Below are 18590 nucleotides of genomic sequence, written 5' to 3'. Positions count from 1 at the left end.
GCCGACCGAAAGGCAAGCGAGCATCACGTCAATCTCATCGTCAGACAATGTGTCGGCCCGTCAATACTGGTTCGCCGTGGCTGCCGTGTGTTTCGCCTACCTATCGGTCTGGCTCATAAACTTCCGATATGTGTACGGCTGGGTGATGGATGATCGTGTTTTGTTCATCAAGGGCATGGATACGGTTCGGGATTGGAAGGGGGCGTTCAGTTACTATAACGCGCTGCAACCGTACTTCTACCTTGTCTCCTATCTGCCGCTCAAGCTGGGGATTAGCCTTCGCTCTTATCCGCTGCCGACCTTTGGTGAGCAGACCGGCGCGTTTCGATTTTTTTTACTTTGGACGACGATACTGCATGGGCTGATCCTGCTGGCCTGGGCGTGGTTCGCGGCGGCGCTGATTCGCCATCGGACGGCGGCACTGATTTCGCTTCTCCTATTGGCTACGTCTCCAACCTTTGTTCTGTGGACGCCTCAGCCGGAGTCGAGAATCCTCGGCCTGCCCTTTGCGATGGTCGCGTTCTGGTTGTTGATGCGCGATGAGATGAACCACGGCTCAAGGCGATTTTCCGGTGCAACGCGTCTATTCTTGGCTGGTTCGTTTCTTTGGCTGGCGCAGAATGTTCACTACACCGCCTTTTATCTTGTGGGGCCGGTCTGCTTCTTGTACTGGGTATTCAGGTTGTGGCGCGAGTGGCGGCTTGGCGCGTTCTGGGGCAAGGTCGTTGTGTTCGTCGTCGGGTCCGTGTGGTTGCAAATCGTGCTCGAACTGATGAGCCACTACGCAGTCGGGATTCCATGGGAAAAAGGGCCCTTCGCGACGCTCATTGAACTACGCAAACTACACGCGGCTCACTGGGGCACGCTGGGCAGTCTCGGCCAGTGGGGAGAGTCTTTTGTCAGTCAATTCGGCATTCCGCTCATACTTGCCTGTGTTGCCGGTTGGTTCGTCAGCCTGGGCTATGCGCAGGCGGCGATGGCGGATCGCCCGGCGACACGGTTTGCCTTTGTCGGGGGCCTTCCGCTGTGCCTGCTGTATGTGACCACGCTCACGAAGAGTATGGCGTTCTTCCGACAGAGTTCGGTCCTGCAGCCCTTTTTGTTTCTCTTTGCCGCGATGGCCATCGTGGGGATCGCCCGAACCGTCGTGCGTCGAACCAACATCCGCCTTGCGATTGTCGCAGCCGGTGTGATCGTGGTCGGTTGGATCCCGTTTGCGCAGGCGCGACAGGTCTTCGCGGCACATCTGAGCCTTGGCAAGACGCTCGACTGGGTGGAGAGCAACAAGGGCGAACGTCCAGTCGCGTGGCTGCCGATTGCCTGGTTTCCGAGTTCTCCCGCGATTTTGTCGATGGACGAGCTGCGGCAGTTGCCGCCTGAGACGTGGATCATCTCCTACTACCCGTGGAGTTTTGATCGGGACCATCCGAGTTTTCAGGCCTATGTACAGCAGATCGATCCGGTCTTCTGTTTGCCCTCGCTTTATACGACGGACACGATGTGGGCCGAGCTGAAGGCGTTTGCCTACAACGATTTTCGCGGCAGCCCGCTGATGGCGGACGTTCGCGTCTTGGAGTTGGGCTCGGTCCTCAAGGCGATGGACGGAGTCCCGCTTCCCGTGCAATCGGTTACGGCAGATAGCGTCGATAACGACGCCGTAGAACCGGCCAATGTTTTCGATCACGATGCGTCGCCCGACGGCGCGACTGCGTGGAAGTCGGCAATATCGCCGGGCGACCACTGGCTGCGATTCGAGTTGGTTCAACCAGCGGACCTCTCGTGGATGCAGGTTGTCCTGCCGCCGACGGACAAATCGAACTCACGAATTGTCGAAATGAGAATTGACGGCGTCGACGCAGCCGGGAAATCGCGATGCCTTTGGACGGGCGATCGTCTCGATCGGTTTGCCGTTATCGATGCGAGATGGTTGCCGGTGACGCTGTCGTCACTGACGGTCACGATTCACCGGCAGCGCGTACCGTTCATGGAAATGCAGCAGGCGACCATCGAGGAGATTATCCTTCCCGGGTACCGGGTGATCGGCCCCGCCCAGCGGCGGACGTTTGCAGAGAAGGCGAGGCCGGATATTGCTCCGGTTGACCCGCCTATCTTGAAAAGTGTTAGCCCCGCATCGACTCCTTCAGGGGTGTCTTTCAATGTCCAGCCGGATGGATCGTCGGCGATCTCGATCGAATGTGAGCGGGCGATTTCGGGTACCGAGGTTCTCTTCGACGGGGTGTCGATTCCCGCGTTTCTGGGCGACGATCGCTGGATGTCGGCGAATGTGCCGGCGAGGTTTCTGGCGAAGGTCGGAGCGCATACAATTCGCCTGCGCAATGCGCACGGCGAATCGGCGCCTGTACTGTTTACGGTCATGGAGAATGGCGGCGAGCCCGCCAGGGAACGATAGCACAAGGAAATCTTTATTATGTCCTTCGCGGCAACCTATCTCGAAGAGGCCGGGAACATCATCAAGCAACTGGACGCGGCGCAGATTGAGGTCATGGCGCAGAAGCTGGCCTCGCTGCGCGAGCTTCGCGGGCGACTCTTTTTCCTCGGTGTAGGCGGCGGGGCGGGTCACGCGAGCCACGCGGTCAATGACTTTCGCAAGCTGGCGGGTTTTGAGAGCTATGCCCCGACGGACAACGTGTCGGAGCTTACCGCAAGGATCAACGACGAAGGCTGGGATGAATCATTCGCTGCGTGGCTTAAGGGGAGCCGGCTGTGCGACCGGGACGGGTTGTTTGTGTTTTCGGTCGGTGGAGGGCACCAGGAAAAGCAGATCAGCGTCAATCTCGTTCGAGCGCTTGAGTATGCCAAACAGGTTGGAGCGAGAGTCTTCGGCGTGGTCGGCCGCGACGGGGGATATACGGCGAAGGTCGCGGACTCGTGCGTGATCGTGCCGACGGTGAGCGAGCAGCGCGTGACGCCGCACACCGAGGCGCTTCAAGCCGTGGTGTGGCACCTGCTTGTGTCGCATCCTGCCTTGCAGGTCAATGCGACCAAGTGGGAATCTGTATTCTAGGAAAAGCGGTCAGGGAGTCGGGGTCGGCTCTAGCGGGCTTTCCCGATTGCTCGTGCGCTTAACGCCGCCTGACGTGTCATCCGGGTTGTCACCCGAGCGTGGTTCACCGGCGACGGCTTTGGGCTTGGGGCGGTCCTCGGGCTTGAGGTGGCTGTATTCTTCGTCGGTAAGCTGTTCGATGCGCGTGGCGGAGAAGCGAGCATTCGACTGGTTGTTTGCCTCGTTCAACTCCATGACCTGGTGATACATTTCGATCGCCTTTGCCCGATCATGGCGGCGAAAGTCGTAGACGACGGCACACTGAAACCTCGCGGGATGCGGCGTATCGGCGTCGAGGGCGGCGGCCCACTGGTAGTACCGAACAGACAGTTCATCGTCCGGGTCTTCCTCGCGGAGGTACTCTTTGTAAATCTCCCCGCAATAGAAGGCGGCGTCGTCGACTTTGTCAGAGCGAGGGTATTCCTTCAGGATGCGCTTGAACATGACCAGGGCGTTTCGAGCTTTTTCTTTGTTGGCCTCTAAAGCGCCTGCGAGCGGAACGAGGGCGACTTGCTTGTAGATCCCCAGTGCCTCGTCATAGAGGCGGTCTGCTTCCTGAATTGATTCCACGGGAGAGACGTCCACGCGGTGCTCGGCCGGCGCTGCAGAGAGAAACGGATAGTTGAGCACTTCATCGAGCTGCCACGAAAGGCGTCGGCACCAGTTTGCCTTGACGCTGTCGCCGGCGGCGAGATAGGCCGACTGAAGCGACTTGACCTGGGCGAGGAACTCCTGGCGAGTGGCCATCATGTCCTCGACCATGTCGGCGAAGTTCGCTGTTTGGCCAGTTACGCCGCGCGTTGGTTCGGCGTCCTCGGCGGGCGGTTTGACATCCGCCACAGAGTAATCGTGCTTTCGGTTCCAGCCTTCACAGCCGGCGAGCATGCCGACCAGGGCCACGAGTGAGCAGACGAAGCCAGTGTGTGAGATCTTCGTAGTTTTCATGGGAGCTATCCTTGGGCTCATGTCGCGGCTCGGCCGCGCGGTCCGTCCAGAGGGCGTTTCGTCCTGAAACCGGCCCGTATTTCAACGATTTCCGGTGTATTGGTCAAGTTCGGCAGGAGATGATCAAGCGTCGGCGCCGCTGCTTCTTACCACTGCGCCTCCTCAAAAATACCGCGCCGGGTGGCGGGCTTTTGGGGCAGGGATTTCGATAGCTGAGCCGCCAGCGTCAGGTCGCCCTTGGTTGTGATTTTGATGTTTCGTGGGTCGCCGTCGAGGACATAGACCGGGTGGCCCGCGGCGGCCACCAACTGGGCATCGTCCGTAAGCGGCACGGCATCGGGCAGTTGCAGCTTTCCTGCTGCCAACGCATCGTACGACTCCTGAAGGATGTCGCGACGGAAAACCTGCGGGGTCTGGGCCATAAAGAGGCCATCGCGGGCGACGGTTTCAGTAATGACTCCCTCTGGACTTACGCGTTTGAGCGTCGAAGTAACTGGGCAGGCGGGGATGGCCGCGCCGTGCTTAAGGGCGGCATGATAAATCTGATCGATCCAGTCTGCCGCGACGCAAACCCGAACGGCATCGTGAACGCAGACCAACTTGGCCTCATCCGAGACAACGGCAAGACCCTTGGCGACCGATTCATATCGTTCCTTGCCACCCTCAACGAGCTTGACGCCCATGAAGCCGATATTGGGGCCGAACTTGGACTTCATCTGGTCGATGTCGGAGGGAGAAACGACGAGGATGGTCTGGCACACATCCTCGCGATTGACGAAGAGTTGAAGCGCCATGAGGAAGACGGGTTGATCGCCGATCTTGGCGAAAATCTTATTCTCGCCGCCTCCGAAGCGTTCTCCGCTGCCTGCCGCGACGACGATGACACTCATCTTGTCCATGGCTGCCTCCGTGGGCCGGTTGCATACCGGCGAGCCGACCGATCAGGTTCCCCTGTTTATCCGCTTCGCACGCCCCGGCTATCCTGTTCATTCTATCTACGATCGATCGAGTTTGCAGGCAAGGGACTGGCGGGGAGATTACAATTTCCGGCGTGAAGCCTCCCAAGAAGTCTGAAGATGAACTGATCGCCTGGATTCGGTCAAAATGTTCCGCCGGCGGGACGGAAGTGCCCATTGGGATCGGCGACGACATGGCGATGGTTCGCGGGGGACCGGGGGGGATTCTCGTCACCAGTGACATGCTCATGGACGGCGTGGATTTCGACGCCTCGGTCCATTCGCCGGATCGAATCGGGCGAAAGGCGTTGGCCGTAAGCTTGTCAGATTGCGCGGCCATGGCGGTTCGACCGAGATGGGCGATGGTGAGCGTGGCCCTTCCTAATGCCTGGACGATGACGCAGGCCAGGGAGCTTCACGAAGGGATCGATCGGCTCGCGCGGCAGTTCGAGGTGACGCTGATCGGCGGGGACACGAATAGTTGGGACAAGCCGCTGGTGATCGACGTGACTGTGATCGCGGAGCCATGGGGGGCTCAAGGCTCTGCAACGGCTTCGCGTATTGAGCCGGTGCGACGATCCGGCATGTTGCCCGGGGATTTGTTGGTCGTGAGCGGAAAGCTCGGCGGGAGCATCATGGGGCACCATCTTGATTTTGAGCCGCGAGTTCGGGAGGCAAGACTTCTCGCGGAGAAGCTGGGTCCGGCGCTCCACGCCATGATGGACCTTTCGGACGGTTTCTCCATGGATGCCCATCGACTGGCGGATGCCTCGCGGTGCGGCATTGTATGTCTGCCGCAGGTTGTTGAGAGTCTGGCGTCGGAGGCCGCTATTGAGTTGGCGAACAAAGATGGGCGGACGGTGCTCGACCATGTTCTAAACGACGGCGAAGATTTTGAGCTGCTATGCGCGGTTGACCCGGCAGCCTGGTCCGCATGGTCGGAATCCGCAGATCATGCAGAGGCCGGCGCGAATGCCGGATTTCGAATGATCGGGTCGGCGGAGTCCGGTTGCGGCGTCAGTTTCTTGAACGCCGATGGATCGAGGACGCCGATCGAGCCGCGTGGTTGGCAGCATTTTACGGATCAATCATGACTACGACGTTAGAAATCGTTTCCGGCAGCCCGGATGAGACCATTGAGATCGGTCGAGCGATCGGCGAAATGCTGGCGCCCGGCGATGTCGTTGCCTTGGCGGGCGGGCTTGGGGCAGGAAAGACACAATTGACCAAGGGCTTGGCGCTGGGACTGGGTGTGTCGGACGCGCGCCTGGTGAGCAGCCCGACGTTTGTGTTGATCAATGAGTACGCGGGCCGCCATCCAGTTAGTCACATCGATGCCTATCGCCTTGGCAGCCCGACGGAGTTTGATGCGTTGGGCTTTGAGGAGATGACGGACGGGGGCGTGGTGATCGTCGAGTGGGCCGATCGAGTTGCAGCAGCGATGCCTTCGCACACGATTTGGATCGCGATTGAGATTGAAGGAGAGACGGACCGTCGACTTTCAGTGATCACGACCGGCACGGAAGCAGAAGCGCGGCTGGCAAAGCTCGGCGCGGCCGGGTAACGTACGCAGCCATGTCCAAGTCGATATCGAAGAAATCCCGGGCCGACGGTCGCATGCCCGATGTGCTGCGTAAAGTTACGGTCCACCGAGGCTTTACCAAGAGCGCGGCTGGGTCGGTGTTGATCAAGGCCGGTGATACTCATGTGCTGTGTACCGCGTCGATTGAGGAATCCGTGCCGAAGTGGCGAGAGGCGGCCGGGCTGGGTTGGGTGACAGCGGAGTACGACATGCTTCCCGCCAGCACAGACAGCCGTCGTCCGCGCAATCGAACAAAGGTAGACGGTCGAACACAGGAAATTCAGCGACTCATCGGGCGATCGATGCGGGCGATTGTGGACATGGCGAAGCTGGGGCCGCGGACGATCTGGATTGACTGCGACGTGATTCAGGCGGACGGGGGCACGCGAACGGCAAGCATTACGGGGGCATATCTTGCATTGGTCGATGCCGTGCGGCGTTTGAGAAAGGACAAGGTGTTGGCGGTTAATCCAATCGTTGATTCGGTTGCGGCCGTCAGCGTCGGCATCGTCGAGGGCCGAATCCTGCTCGACTTGAATTACGTTGAAGACAGGGATGCGGAGGTGGATTTCAACGTCGTGCAGACGGGAAGCGGCCGATTCATCGAGGTACAGGGCACCGCGGAAGGAAAGCCGTTTGGCCGACTTCAGATGAACAAAATGCTGGCCCTGGCGGAGAAGGGAATCCGTCAATTGAAGTCGATACAGTCTCATTCACTGGGGGCCCGTGGCAAATAGCTTAAGACGAATGATGCGGAAGAGATCTGGGATGTTGAAGTACAAATGGTCGATTGTCATCGCCTTTTCGTTGTCGATTATCGGCTGCGGTGAGCAGGAAAAGCAGAAGTGGGATGACTTCTGGCAGAAGGGATCGCTAGTCGGAATCGGCGGTGGGCATAGGGCCGGCGACGTGGAGACATGGACCATTGAGTGCAATGAGTACCGAGGAGAGCGCCACGCTGAAACCGCTGATGCCCTGGCAAGTTCCCTGAAGCGCGTATCGGGTCTTCGGCCGGACTTGGTCACTGTTCAGCACGACAAGGATCGCAGCCGCGTTTTCTACGGAAGCTATGAATTAAAGTATGTTGAGGCAAAAGTTGACGGCGAACGCTACGCCCAGGGCGATGTCATTGTTGACATCTCCAGCGAAGTAAAAACGGACTTGGATTTCATTCGCAAGCTTGCGATCGGGGACCAATACCCGTTCTTCTCGGCTCGGCCTATCCCACAGCCGCGCCCCGACGTCGGCCCGACGGAGTGGGACCTGAGAAACGCACGAGGGTTCTACACTTTGCATGTCGGCGTTACATATCCGACGCCTTCATTGCATGACTACAAAGCCGCGGCGGTTGAGTGGGTTAAGGATCTTCGCGATCGCGGCCACGAAGCCTATTACTATCACGATCCTGACAAGGCTGAGACTTCGATATGCGTCGGCACGTTCGGCGAGGACGCCCTGGTTGATACGGGAGATGGTCGCACCGGTTACAGTCCGGCCGTTAAAGCACTTCGCGGTAAAGAGGAACTCAAGTACAACCTGGAGAACGGCCATATCGTTCAGCGAATCGCAACGGACGAGAACGGCAAGCAGGTCAAGATGCCGAACTGGTCATTTCTGGTGAAGATTCCGCGACAGGGCGAAGACGCAGCATTGCGGTCTCCTGAGTCGCGATAATCTTCAAAGCATCCCCCGGGAAATTCTGTTCAGACATAAAGACGCCCGTGACATCGAGAGTCGATGTCACGGGCGCGTTTACTTGGCCGGGAGGGGTCATCGACGGATTATTTCAGGTGATCTTCCGGCCAAAAGACCAGGTCGAGCGTCGTACGGTCCGCGTCGGATTGTCCGAGGGGTGTTTTCGACACGCCGTTGTCATCCTTCATGTTGCGTCCGACGCTGTACAGGCGAGGGCCATAGGGGGCGGCGGAATCGTACCGAAGTTCCGATCCGCTGTAGGCGTCCATCGGGACCTCTGCGATATAGGTCGGGACCAAATCGCCGAGCTTCGCGGGAAATGCCGCATGGTCGAGACGAAATCTCAGCAGGGCGACAATGGTTCGGAGGGCCTTCGTCTCAATGACACTTTCGCGCAGGGATGCGTCGGCGTTGGAGAAATTCGGCAGGAGCGTGCTGATGACGGCGAATCGGCCCAGCGGCTCATTCTCAAGGGCCGCGTCAAGAACTCTGCCGGCATCCTCTCGGCGCGGGTCGTGCAGCGGAAGTTGAATCCGTTCGTGCATTTTATTCCATAGCTCGGTGTACTTTTCGATCGTTGTGGCACGATCTGCGTGGACGGCAGCAATGTGAAGGTACCGCCCCTCGCGATGGAAGCTGTCTTCCTTTGAAGTTGAAGGGTCGCGGCCGAGCCATTCAATCTTCTCGAACTGGCTGGGGATCAGGCGTCCATTCCCATTTCCGTCATCGGTAAAGATGTACTGCACAACATCGCTGAAGAAGAGCTTTTCACCTTCGTAGTTGGGCTTCATCGAGTCAAGCGGCATGGTCATGAACCAGCTTTCGCCGACCGTTGCCAGTTGCTCCGGCGTGATGGTGTCTCGCAGGTCGTAAAGCACACGGCGCATCTCCTGAGCTGCCATGCCCATCATCGCCCGCCCGACAAGCTGCTCGATGAGGGTCTGTCCGGTGAGCAACTGTGCCCCGAGTCGATGCACCGAATCCAGCGCCGTCCAGCATTCAACGAAGTCACCGTGATAAAGCTCATTTCTCGCGGCCAGAAGAAGGAGCCGACCTGCATCGCGATAATCCGACAGATGAGGAAGAAGCAGGGAGAGCGTCGGCGGTGCAAGGGGGTCGTCTTTTATAACGGCTTGTGAAGCCGGTTCGCCCCGCGCCGCGGCTCGCGCGGCCAGAAACTCCGCCGTGGAAGCATTGTCATAGACGAATCCATATGCCGGCATCTGAGCTGCACGTATAAACACGGGTAGCAAGTTCTGATTTTGTGACACCCATGTCATTGCTTCCGGCCACGTTGCCTCGCCCGGCAGCGGCATGGTGCCGCGAATCTTTTCGATTCCCGGTGAAGATGTCATTTGAAGGATCGCATCGCGCAGGACGGGCCAGCTTCGATCGCTTTCGGGAATCTGAATGATCGGTTCGTTGATTTTCGCAACGTAATTGACTGTGGGATTCGGCTCGGCCAGCCAGAGATAACCCACATAGGCCGCTCCCGTGCCGACGCCGCCGAGCCCGGTGAGCGCCGTACCCACGATTATTTTCCAGAACATCGATCTACCTCTTTTCTTTCCGCGGCGAATGAGTTTCGCCGTCAGTTCAGGATCACCAAAGCCGTCGCGCAAGACCTCGACGGATTCATCCACACTCATGCCCTGCCCGATGAGCTCGATCAGTCCCTCGCGAAAGTGAGACTCGAGTTCCGCCTGCACGTCGCGCTTCTCAGATGGCCACAGGCGCGTCTTCCGGACGACGCTGCGGATGACTTCACAAAGCGCATCAGGCAGTGACTCAAAGGCGTCACTTTGCATGAATGGGGCCGTATCGCTCATGGCAGGACCACGGACACTCTTCCCTCGGACGTCCCGACTACCAGTTGGCCCATGCCGCGGACGAGCGCTTCCCACTGGGACAGGTCGCGCTCGAGCCGCTGAAGGCCCTTGTCGGTGAGTTTGTAGTACTTACGGTCGCGCGCGCCTTGCGAGGCCTGCCACTCGCTCTCGACCAGGCCCTGGGCCTCGAGGTTGTAGAGCAGGGGGTACAGAGTGCTTTGTCCCAGGGTTAGCACCCCGTCGCTGCGCTGCGTGACTTCGGTCACCAACTCGTAGCCGTACATGCTCCGCCGCTTGAGCAGGCGCATAACCGCCATGGGAAGGACGCCTTTGAGGAGTTCTCGTTCTATTTGCATGATTCATGGCTCCGATACTATGTATCACATAGTATGCGTCGCATATCATGTAAAGTCAACTATCGACTCTGGTTTGAAATACGAAAGCCGTTTGCGGTTACCGCATTGGGGCCTGAAAGTGGTCTCGGCAGGGCCACCCGCTTTTGCCGTAAGTTGTTGTCAATACTGATTGTAATGAGAGTGTGCAACTGGCAGGGAGTGGGCTTAGGAGGGCATTTGCGGAGGGTCCTGGGGGTTTCTCATCCCGGCGAGTTCCTTCAGCTTCTCGATAGTGAGTCGCGAGTAGGCCATGGCCTGGTCGTAGTTTGCTGTCCCCTCGCGGGTGAGCATCAGGGCTTCTCCAAAGCACTCCAGGGCACGGTTGTATGCGCGCTCGGCGTCTTCAAGTCGTCCCGCTCTGGCTGCCTCGTTGCCCAAGTTTCCGTGGCAGACGCCTTGAAACTGCCAGGCCTCGTGATAGTCCGGGGCAAGTCGGGCGGCTTCCTCGGCGAGGGCAAGGGCTTTGGAGTGCCATCCGAGTGACAGCGGCACACCGGCGGCAATCCCCAGATCGAGTGCGCGCTGCGAGGGACTGCCGGTGGTGTCGGCGATCCACTGCGCTGGGTCGAGGTCATTCATTGCGACGGGAGACGCCCGAATAATGGGAACGTGATCCAGGATGCGGCGGACGAAGATGACCGCGTGCCGGTCAAAGTGAACGAGGGCCCAGTTGGTGTAGTCGTCGACAAGTCGCCGCACGAGCAATTGCGTGTCCGATCCGCAGTGCAACAGAACGATGTTAACGTCGTGATCGCTGAAGAATGCGGCATGATCGAGCTGGCCCATCCCGAGTTTGTAGGCGTCGGCGAGCGATGATTCGCGATAGGCAAAGGTATTGGTATCGACGAAGACCTTAAACTTCGGCGGCAGCCACGGCAGCGTGTTGCTCGAAGCGAAGTAATTGACATAGAGGTTGGGCTTGAGCTGATCGGCGTGATCGGCAACCCATTGTGCCGCGCCGATGGCGAACACGCGCTTGTTGTAGCCGGCGCCAAATACGCGATTGATACGGCGCTCCCGGTAATAGAACCGCCCCTCAACAATGCCAAATGTCCACCATGCCGCCGCGCCGATTGTGATGAGAATCGCGACGAAGCGAACGCGACGGGCCGCGATCATCGCCTCAGTCGACCAGGGCTTGAAGCGGCTGAATGCGAGCATCGCCAGCGGCGAGGCGACAAGTGCGAATTGGCAGATGTTTCGCCGCATCTGCGTGGACATGGCAAAGAGCAGAAGCACCGCCAGCGCCGGGCCGGTCTGCCGCTGGGCCAATAGTGCGGCTACGGCCAGGCCCGCGACCGCGAGAAGGCCTAAGTACGCCTGAATGGTTCGGATGTTGATCGGCTGATCGAGGAAAGCAAACGGCGACTTGAATTCGGAAATGGCGGACCATGCGCTCTCGCCGGTCCAGCCCTCGCCGCCCGCCATGACGCTTTCGTTCTTGAGATAGCTCAGTGTCTGAATCGGAAAGAGCGCGCCGCGGTGCAGCCAGGGGTTGATAAAACACGCGGCCATCTGAATGCTCATCGCCACCGCCAGATATTTAAGGGCACTGCGAGCATCTTGATGATCTTTGTCGCTCTTATTCCACAGAACGCGAAACATCGAGCCGCAAAGATAGGCGCCCGAGAGAATGACACCGACGAGAAAGTAACTATGCAGATTGACCCAAAGCACCTGCAGCAGTCCGAGCTTGATCCAGTCCTGACGGCCGCGAAGTCCTCTCGATAAAATCACAAGCTGCACCATCATCAGAGCGTAGCTGAATAACTCCGGTCGCAATGTGAACCGTTCGTAGCCAGCGATGGCGGCGAGCATCCAGGCCCATGCGATCCAGTGCGGTCCGTTCGTTCTGAGGCGCACAACCTGGGCAATGCATCCAAATACAATCAAAAGCAACAATGACCGAAGCGCGATGAGCCCGGCGGCACCGGCCGTGCGTTCGGTAAGGGCGATGAGTACCTGTGAGCCCCAGTTTGCGTTCACGAACGGCCTGGCCACCTCGGGATAAATGAAAGGGTCCACTTCGACGATCTTGCCGGTGTCCAGGAAGTGCCGCCCGTAGGCGAGGTGATAGCCCAGGTCGATGCTGCCGAGCTGAAACCATGAAATCGCGCACACGAACAGCGCCGAAGCGATCAATGCCGCCAGGCCCGTTGCGTCGCGCCGGGTGCTTGAGTGGAGGTCAGGATTTGCGGCGGTGTCGGTCAAACTCTGCACGAAACCGGTCTTTGATGGGGCGATTGTTACATGAGCACACGCTCACGATTGCGCATATATCGGCAAATAACAAGGGCCGAACGCCCTGCCCATGGAGCGATCGGCCCTTGAAGGTCAATCATACTTGAATGTCGAACAATCCGCTGTCGCAGACGATCAGGGCGCGGAGGACGAAAGCGTCGGAAACGCTTCGGCCTCAGCCTCTTCCTGAATGATGATGGTCGGCTTGATGAGGATGAGAAGTACTTGATCGTCCTTAACGTTTGACGTATTCGAGAAGGCTCGCTTGAGAATCGGGATTCTCGAAAGCACGGGAACACCGGCGTCGACGTCGCGCTCAGCCGAGAGTTTAAGGCCACCGATGAGCAAAGTGCCGCCGTCAGGAACACTGACCGTCGTGCGGATCTGCTGAGTTGTCTGCGTCGCGAGTTCGATGAAGCCCGATCCGACCGTCTGCGAACCGCCGAAGAACACGGTGCGGAAGTCGCCGGTGACGCGGGTGAAGGTTCGCACCGTCATGGTGACGTAGCGCCGATCAGCGGAGACTGTCGCTTGCACGTCGAGCGACCGGCCGGTGAGAGCCGTGGCTACCTGCGGCAGGAAGGCTCCGGCGTTATCACCGATGACGGGCGTCAAAGCGGCGATGTAGTCCTGCTCAATAAACGACTCAAAGGTCGCCCGCTGCCCGTTGAAGAGCACGAGTCGAGGAGCATCGAGGTCGCTCGATCGACGGTCGATCTGCGTTGCTCGAAGGAGGAAGTCAACCTGGATATTGTCAAGAAAACTGCCGAAAATCTGGAACGCCGGCGAGGTGTTGGCCAAGCCGCCAAGCGACCCGGCGATATTGGTGTTTTGCGGCGAGGCCAGATCGAGCGTGTTATTGACGATCGGAATCGGCGTAAGACTTCCTGACGCCGGGCCGACGCTGCCCGTCCCGGGAACGAGACCCGGTTGACCAAATACATGGCCGAACGGCTGCGTTGGTTGCGTAATGCCGATGCCTCCAGGCGCACCGGGCGTGAATCCCAGTCTGGTGAATTCTCTTGGAACGAGAACCGGATTACCGGTTGCCGGATTGAGAATCGTGGTTCTGTCGAACCCGGCGTTACCGTTATTTAGGATGACGTCGAGGTCGACGCCGATTTGTTCCAACCAGTTGCGCGAAATCGTGATGTATCTGGCTTCGACGGCGATCTGCAGCGCACGCGACTGGCGAAGCTGACGTAAGAGATCGCGCAGCTCCTGATGCGCGGTCGAGGTCTGGGTGACGATGATCTGCTGATTGAGCTGCTGGACGGCGCCGACGTTTCCGCCCGCCTCTCGCCAGCTTTCCGGGTCGATCGTCTGCTGAATCAGTTGAATGATCGGCTGAAGAGGATCGGTATCGATTTCTTCTTCATCGTCACCCTGGCCGCCACCTCCGCCGCCGCCGAACAGACCCTGGCCGCCGCCACCACCACCACCACCGCCTCCACCGCCCTGGCCGCCACCCTGGAGGAATCGACCTCCACCGAGGCCACCCTGCTGACTGGAGTTCTGGCCGATCTGGTCCAGGTTGATCGCTCGTCCACGGAAAGTCGGGACGGTGATGATGAGGTCCTGGACGTTATAGACGCGAGTCAGGGTTCGCCGGCTGAGGTCTTCCTTGGTGGAGACACGGATCACGCCTTCGTCGATTTCATAGGCGAGTTCCGTCTCGCCGGCGCCAAGAGCGTCGAGCATGAGCTGAAGGGCTTTTTCAAATGAGACATTCTGGACGCGCAGGCTGACCTCGCTGTCCTTCTCAATCGCGACGGCCTCAAGGGCCGGCCAGTTTGGAATAATGTTGAGGCCGGTCAGGGCGCGAAGCTGTTCGATGACTTCTTCAAACGGCTGGGCGTCGAATTTCAATTCCGGCGCCACGGTGCCAAGCTTCTTGCGAACCTGTCGATTCTGTTCGGGTTCGCTCGCCTCTTCGTTGGAGGGCCGCTTGGCGACGATTTCCGGCCAGTTTTTCGGATAGTTAATGTCGTTGTGCCAGGGGATGGCCGATTCCACGTTCTCGGCAACGAGGTCCTGAACTTCGCGATCCTTGGTGCGAGAGGTGGCTTTGATGCGTCGGACCTGAGCAAGGTCGCTCAAGGTTTCATGCTTCCATGCGGCCTGCTCGTTTTGCGGGTCGATGGCCAGAATTTGATCGAGAACCTGAATCGCTTCATTCAGGCGCTGTTCGCCGACGAGTTCCTCCGCCTGGCTCATGAGCGCATCAACCTGCTTGAGCTTGGTGTTGCGAATCCGCTCCCCGCGGTCCGCTTCGCGCTGCTGAATCTCAAGCTGCTTCTCGCGGATGACGCGTTCGTCGTAATTGCGCTGCTCATCCTGAAGAAATCGCTCCAGCTCGACCGCCTGATCGCGCAATTCTTCGTAGCGAGCAGCCGGCGAAGCGTAACGTCGGTTCAGTTCGATGGTTTCCCGGGCGAAATCAAGCTGGCGCTTGGCCTCGGCGAAATCTTCCTTGAGCACTGAAACCCGGAGCTTGCGGGCCGCCTCTTTATAAGTCTGTACCGCCTGCTGCCACAGCAGCTCGTGCTCGATGGCCAGTTCCTCGACGATTGAAGAGCCGCCTTTTTTGGCGGGCGGCGTTGTCGCGGGGGCCCATGACGCCGTTTGATTCTGAGGTGCGGACGAGGCGGCCTCCGTCATCTTCTCGATCTTGCCATCGGCCGGAGGCGGTGCTGCGTCCTTCGAAGACTTTTTGGAGAATTCATCCAGCTTCTTCGATGCCGTGTCCTTGGCATCCTTCGAAGCGTACTTGTTTTCCGTTACACGAGTGTAGAGCTGGACGGCTTGGTTTTTGTCGTTCGCCTTCTCGGCTGCCTCGGCGGCGGCGAAATCTTTCTTCGCCTCTTCGATGCCGGCCAAGGCCTGCTCGGTCTTGGAGAGGTATCGCTGCAGTTGCAACTGCCCCCCCTCATCCTCAATCTCATCCTCATCAATCCCAATCAGAATCTCATGACTCGCCTCGTACTCACCCGCCTCGCAAAGCCCGATCGCCCGGCTCAGCCGCTCACGCGCACTCTCAACCGGCTCATCAGCGCGAACCTGCCCCATCCCAACAACCATCGTCAGGACCAGCACGCCACACATCAGTGCTCGTCGAATCATGACTCTTCTCCTCGTCACATATGCCCACCCGCACATCCCAATCGGCGTGCGGAGTCCGGCGGCTCTGTACTCTATATCGAGGCTCGCTTCGCCTGGCTGGATACTTCTCTTCGGGCATTCCCTCGTCTTACCCGAACCTGAGCACTGGTGGGGTGCATGCGGCTGGCACGTCTGGGTGCCGGCTCAGGTCTTTATCGCGCAGTCCTACTAGAATTTACGCCGCCCCGCCCCCTATTGCAAGCGCATACCCGGCGAGCTTCCTCCCGCAGACGTCCCTTTTTACACGCCCAACCCCCACCAACGTCCGTTTTCATCGCCGCATCCTCGCCGCACCCCCACTGAGGTCCCCGCCGAGGTCCGTTTTCTCTCACCTGCTCCCCTGCTCTCCTGTCCCCTTTCCCCCGTCCCCTCACCTGCTCTCCTGTCCCCTTTCTCCTCTCTCATCGCCGCAGCGATGTGCTCTCCTCTCCCCTCTCTCCTCTCTGCCCCTGTCCCCTCACCTGCTCCCCTGCTCTCCTCTCACCTCTCTCATCGCCGCAGCGATGTGCTCCCCTGTCCCCTCACCTGCTCCCCTGCTCAACTGCTCACCTTTCCCTTTTCCCTCCCCGCTCTCCGCCGTTAACCTCACCGCCCATGAAGATCCTCATCGCCACCAACAACCCCGCCAAAGTCCGCGAGATTCAAGCCGTCCTCGCCGACGCCGCCCGCTCACCTGCTCCCCTGTCTCCCCTCACCTCTCTCACCGCGTCCCTGCAATGGGCTTCCCTCTCCGACCTGCCCAGCCCCATCCCCGAACCCGAAGAGACCGGCGCCACCTTTCTCGAAAACGCCACCCTCAAAGCAACCTACTACGCCCGCCTCACCGGCCTGTGGGCCCTCGCCGACGACTCGGGGTTGGAAGTGGATGCACTAGGCGGTGAGCCGGGAGTTCACTCTGCCTACTTCGATCGCACCGCCGCCCACCTCCCCCGGCCCCAACGCGACGCCGCCAACAACGCCAAACTCGTCGCCGCAATGAGCGGACTTCCCCTCGAGCGCCGAACAGCCCGCTACCACTGCGTCATGGTGCTGGCAAGCCCAAAGAGCTCGCCCACCAGCGTCGACGGCATCCTCGCAACGGCCCACGGCAATGTGCGCGTCCTCGCGTCGGCCCACGGTGTGTTTGAAGGCTTGATCATCGACGAGCCGCGCGGCGCCGGCGGCTTCGGCTACGACCCGTATTTCCTGATCCCCGATTTGCAAATGACCGCCGCCGAACTGCCCGCGGAACACAAGAACAGAATCAGTCACAGAGGTAAGGCCCTGAATGCGATGCGGGAAAAGATTCTGGGGCTGCTCAACTCTGAACCGTAAAGCCGCTTTTATCGCCGGCGCAAAGCTGTTCTCACTGCCGACGGATCATGGTCGCGAAGCCGATCAGCAAGAGAATGCCCGTCGCCGGTTCGGGAATGACCGCGATCCACGCTTCGGTATTCCCCGAGGGGTTGACGCCGCGCCCGACGATCGTGGTCCCATCGGCCGAGATGTCGAGCGCCTCGCTGAGCGTCCATCCCGCCAAGTCGAGGTTCAAGTTACTTACCAGGATCTCCATAAGGCTTCGCATTCCCCCGCCCTGCGTCCAAAGAAATGCTTCATCGCCCAGTGCGGATTTTGAAGTTCCGACCACGACGGAGCCGTCCGCGGAAACGGCCCTGGCGGAACTCTGCATCGCGCCGCCGGGCAAGTCGCCCAGGCCGACAAGGCCGGTGCCCTGGGTCCAGCGGAATGCTTCTTCTCCCTGGTCCGTCATGCCGAAACCGACGATGACTGCGCCGTTGGCGGACAGATCGACGGCCGCGCTAAAATGCGGACCGCCGGCAAGATCGCCCAGCGGCAGCATTCCATCTAACTGTGTCCAAACAAATGCTTCATTGCCGAGGTTGGAGATGCTCTGCCCGACCACAATTGAGCCGTCGTCTGAAACGGCCTGAGCTGCGGAAAATGGGGAATTGCCGGGTAGATCGCCAAGATCGACAAGCCCCATGCCGGCGGTCCATCGAAAGGCCGTGGGCAGAAAAAAGCCTGTCGCGGCGCCGACGATGACCGACCCGTCAGCGGACACACCGTTGGCCATGCTGTCGAAATCGAATCCGGGAAAATCGCCGAGACCGACGAGTCCTTCACTTTGAGTCCATCGAAAGGCCTCGCGGCCTTCGAGAGATGCGCCCGTGCCGACGACGACCGAGCCATCGGCGGAGACGGCCGTCGCGGTGCCTTCGTGGGCGCCGTCCGGCAAATCTCCGAGATTCACCATGCCCGTTGCCGAGGTCCAACGAAAAGCGCTGAAGCCTTCGGTCGTCAATGCCGCGCCCACAACAGTTGAACCATCAGCGGAGATGGCATTGGCAAAATTCGAATTGAGGCCGCCGGGAATGTCGCCCAACCCCATGAAGCTGGGGCCCGCGGAAGCGGGTCCGGGAAGGAATAAGAATAGCGATGTCGTCACGATCGCTGTTTGGAGCAGGAACGGGACTGAAAGACGAGGTATTGGATTCAATGGGCTCCCCTCCAGATAATTTGCCTAACGACTCGGAACGATCCATCGTAGTCGAGAAGGCAGGGAGATTTCCAATCATCGCACGGTCAATTCGGTCCAGTAACTCAGAATCGCGGTAAACAGGCTGCCTCCAACGCAAGAATCCTGCTTTGGGCTCGGTCCCCAAGTAAGGCGGAGAAGGTCAGGGTGTGATATGATCCGGGACCTCTGCCGCGAAGAAAAAG

The 18590-nt window shown here is 59.4% G+C and carries 14 protein-coding genes; 7 read left to right on the top strand and 7 right to left on the bottom strand.

From position 1 onward, the window contains the following. Positions 1–76: 76 nt before the first annotated feature. Together HS101_07405 and HS101_07400 are read left to right on the top strand one after the other, a co-directional pair. A complete protein-coding gene (locus tag HS101_07405; protein ID MBE7506101.1) occupies positions 77–2410 on the top strand; it encodes a hypothetical protein in 2334 nt (777 codons plus the stop codon). Between the two features lie 18 nt (positions 2411–2428). Further along, a complete protein-coding gene (locus tag HS101_07400; GenBank protein MBE7506100.1) occupies positions 2429–3025 on the top strand; it encodes an SIS domain-containing protein in 597 nt (198 codons plus the stop codon). A gap of 9 nt (positions 3026–3034) precedes the next feature. Here the strand turns inward: HS101_07400 and HS101_07395 are convergent, their stop codons facing one another. Further along, the gene (locus tag HS101_07395) at positions 3035–4009 is read right to left on the bottom strand and encodes a hypothetical protein (GenBank protein ID MBE7506099.1); all 975 of its coding nucleotides are present in this window, start codon (positions 4007–4009) and stop codon (positions 3035–3037) included. Positions 4010–4155: 146 nt separating this feature from the next. Next, positions 4156–4908, bottom strand: a complete 753-nt coding sequence (ispD, locus tag HS101_07390; protein ID MBE7506098.1) for a 2-C-methyl-D-erythritol 4-phosphate cytidylyltransferase — start codon at positions 4906–4908, stop codon at positions 4156–4158. Positions 4909–5060: 152 nt separating this feature from the next. Here ispD and thiL point away from each other — a divergent pair, with 152 nt between their 5' ends. From thiL to HS101_07370, 4 genes are read left to right on the top strand one after another with little or no spacing between them, the layout of a single operon-like run. Beyond that, positions 5061–6059, top strand: coding sequence for a thiamine-phosphate kinase (gene thiL, locus HS101_07385; GenBank protein ID MBE7506097.1), 999 nt, complete (start codon positions 5061–5063; stop codon positions 6057–6059). After that, on the top strand, positions 6056–6529 hold the full coding sequence (gene tsaE / locus HS101_07380; GenBank protein ID MBE7506096.1) for a tRNA (adenosine(37)-N6)-threonylcarbamoyltransferase complex ATPase subunit type 1 TsaE: 474 nt from the start codon (positions 6056–6058) through the stop codon (positions 6527–6529). The genes thiL and tsaE overlap by 4 nt, the downstream gene beginning before the upstream one ends. Before the next feature lie 11 nt (positions 6530–6540). Continuing rightward, positions 6541–7284, top strand: a complete 744-nt coding sequence (rph, locus tag HS101_07375; GenBank protein MBE7506095.1) for a ribonuclease PH — start codon at positions 6541–6543, stop codon at positions 7282–7284. Between the two features lie 31 nt (positions 7285–7315). Beyond that, the gene (locus HS101_07370; protein ID MBE7506094.1) at positions 7316–8221 is read left to right on the top strand and encodes a hypothetical protein; all 906 of its coding nucleotides are present in this window, start codon (positions 7316–7318) and stop codon (positions 8219–8221) included. A 107-nt stretch (positions 8222–8328) separates the two neighbouring features. On the opposite strand, the gene HS101_07365 is transcribed toward HS101_07370, so the two are convergent. The 4 genes from HS101_07365 to HS101_07350 form a co-directional block, all read right to left on the bottom strand. Continuing rightward, entirely contained in the window at positions 8329–10071 is a 1743-nt protein-coding gene (locus HS101_07365) for a hypothetical protein (protein MBE7506093.1), read from the bottom strand. Continuing rightward, on the bottom strand, positions 10068–10427 hold the full coding sequence (locus HS101_07360) for a helix-turn-helix transcriptional regulator (protein ID MBE7506092.1): 360 nt from the start codon (positions 10425–10427) through the stop codon (positions 10068–10070). Before HS101_07360 ends, HS101_07365 begins: the two co-directional genes overlap by 4 nt. A 204-nt stretch (positions 10428–10631) precedes the next feature. Continuing rightward, complete coding sequence (locus tag HS101_07355) at positions 10632–12686, bottom strand: hypothetical protein (protein MBE7506091.1); 2055 nt, start codon at positions 12684–12686, stop codon at positions 10632–10634. A gap of 156 nt (positions 12687–12842) precedes the next feature. Continuing rightward, positions 12843–15830: a hypothetical protein gene (locus HS101_07350; GenBank protein MBE7506090.1), complete on the bottom strand. Its 2988-nt coding sequence runs from the start codon at positions 15828–15830 to the stop codon at positions 12843–12845. Positions 15831–16463: 633 nt separating this feature from the next. Here HS101_07350 and HS101_07345 point away from each other — a divergent pair. Next, positions 16464–17183 (top strand): non-canonical purine NTP pyrophosphatase, encoded by a 720-nt coding sequence (locus HS101_07345; GenBank protein MBE7506089.1) that lies wholly within the window; start codon positions 16464–16466, stop codon positions 17181–17183. A 31-nt stretch (positions 17184–17214) separates the two neighbouring features. Here the strand turns inward: HS101_07345 and HS101_07340 are convergent, their stop codons facing one another. Next, a complete protein-coding gene (locus tag HS101_07340) occupies positions 17215–18315 on the bottom strand; it encodes a PEP-CTERM sorting domain-containing protein (GenBank protein MBE7506088.1) in 1101 nt (366 codons plus the stop codon). Positions 18316–18590 lie beyond the last annotated feature (275 nt).

It is taken from the genome of Planctomycetia bacterium (assembly GCA_015075745.1).
In the GTDB taxonomy this organism is placed as follows: Bacteria; Planctomycetota; Phycisphaerae; order UBA1845; family UTPLA1; genus UTPLA1.
The sequence above is the reverse complement of the archived record's forward strand: the minus strand, read 5'-3'. Positions and strand labels throughout refer to the sequence as shown.

Bases quoted from the DNA above. Each gene is read 5' to 3' on its own strand.
- HS101_07400 (MBE7506100.1), top strand. From the start codon at position 2,429: ATGTCCTTCGCGGCAACCTATCTCGAAGAGGCCGGGAACATCATCAAG.
- HS101_07395 (MBE7506099.1), bottom strand. From the start codon at position 4,009: ATGAAAACTACGAAGATCTCACACACTGGCTTCGTCTGCTCACTCGTG.
- ispD (MBE7506098.1), bottom strand. From the start codon at position 4,908: ATGGACAAGATGAGTGTCATCGTCGTCGCGGCAGGCAGCGGAGAACGC.
- tsaE (MBE7506096.1), top strand. From the start codon at position 6,056: ATGACTACGACGTTAGAAATCGTTTCCGGCAGCCCGGATGAGACCATT.
- rph (MBE7506095.1), top strand. From the start codon at position 6,541: ATGTCCAAGTCGATATCGAAGAAATCCCGGGCCGACGGTCGCATGCCC.
- HS101_07370 (MBE7506094.1), top strand. From the start codon at position 7,316: ATGTTGAAGTACAAATGGTCGATTGTCATCGCCTTTTCGTTGTCGATT.
- HS101_07365 (MBE7506093.1), bottom strand. From the start codon at position 10,071: ATGAGCGATACGGCCCCATTCATGCAAAGTGACGCCTTTGAGTCACTG.
- HS101_07360 (MBE7506092.1), bottom strand. From the start codon at position 10,427: ATGCAAATAGAACGAGAACTCCTCAAAGGCGTCCTTCCCATGGCGGTT.
- HS101_07350 (MBE7506090.1), bottom strand. From the start codon at position 15,830: ATGATTCGACGAGCACTGATGTGTGGCGTGCTGGTCCTGACGATGGTT.
- HS101_07345 (MBE7506089.1), top strand. From the start codon at position 16,464: ATGAAGATCCTCATCGCCACCAACAACCCCGCCAAAGTCCGCGAGATT.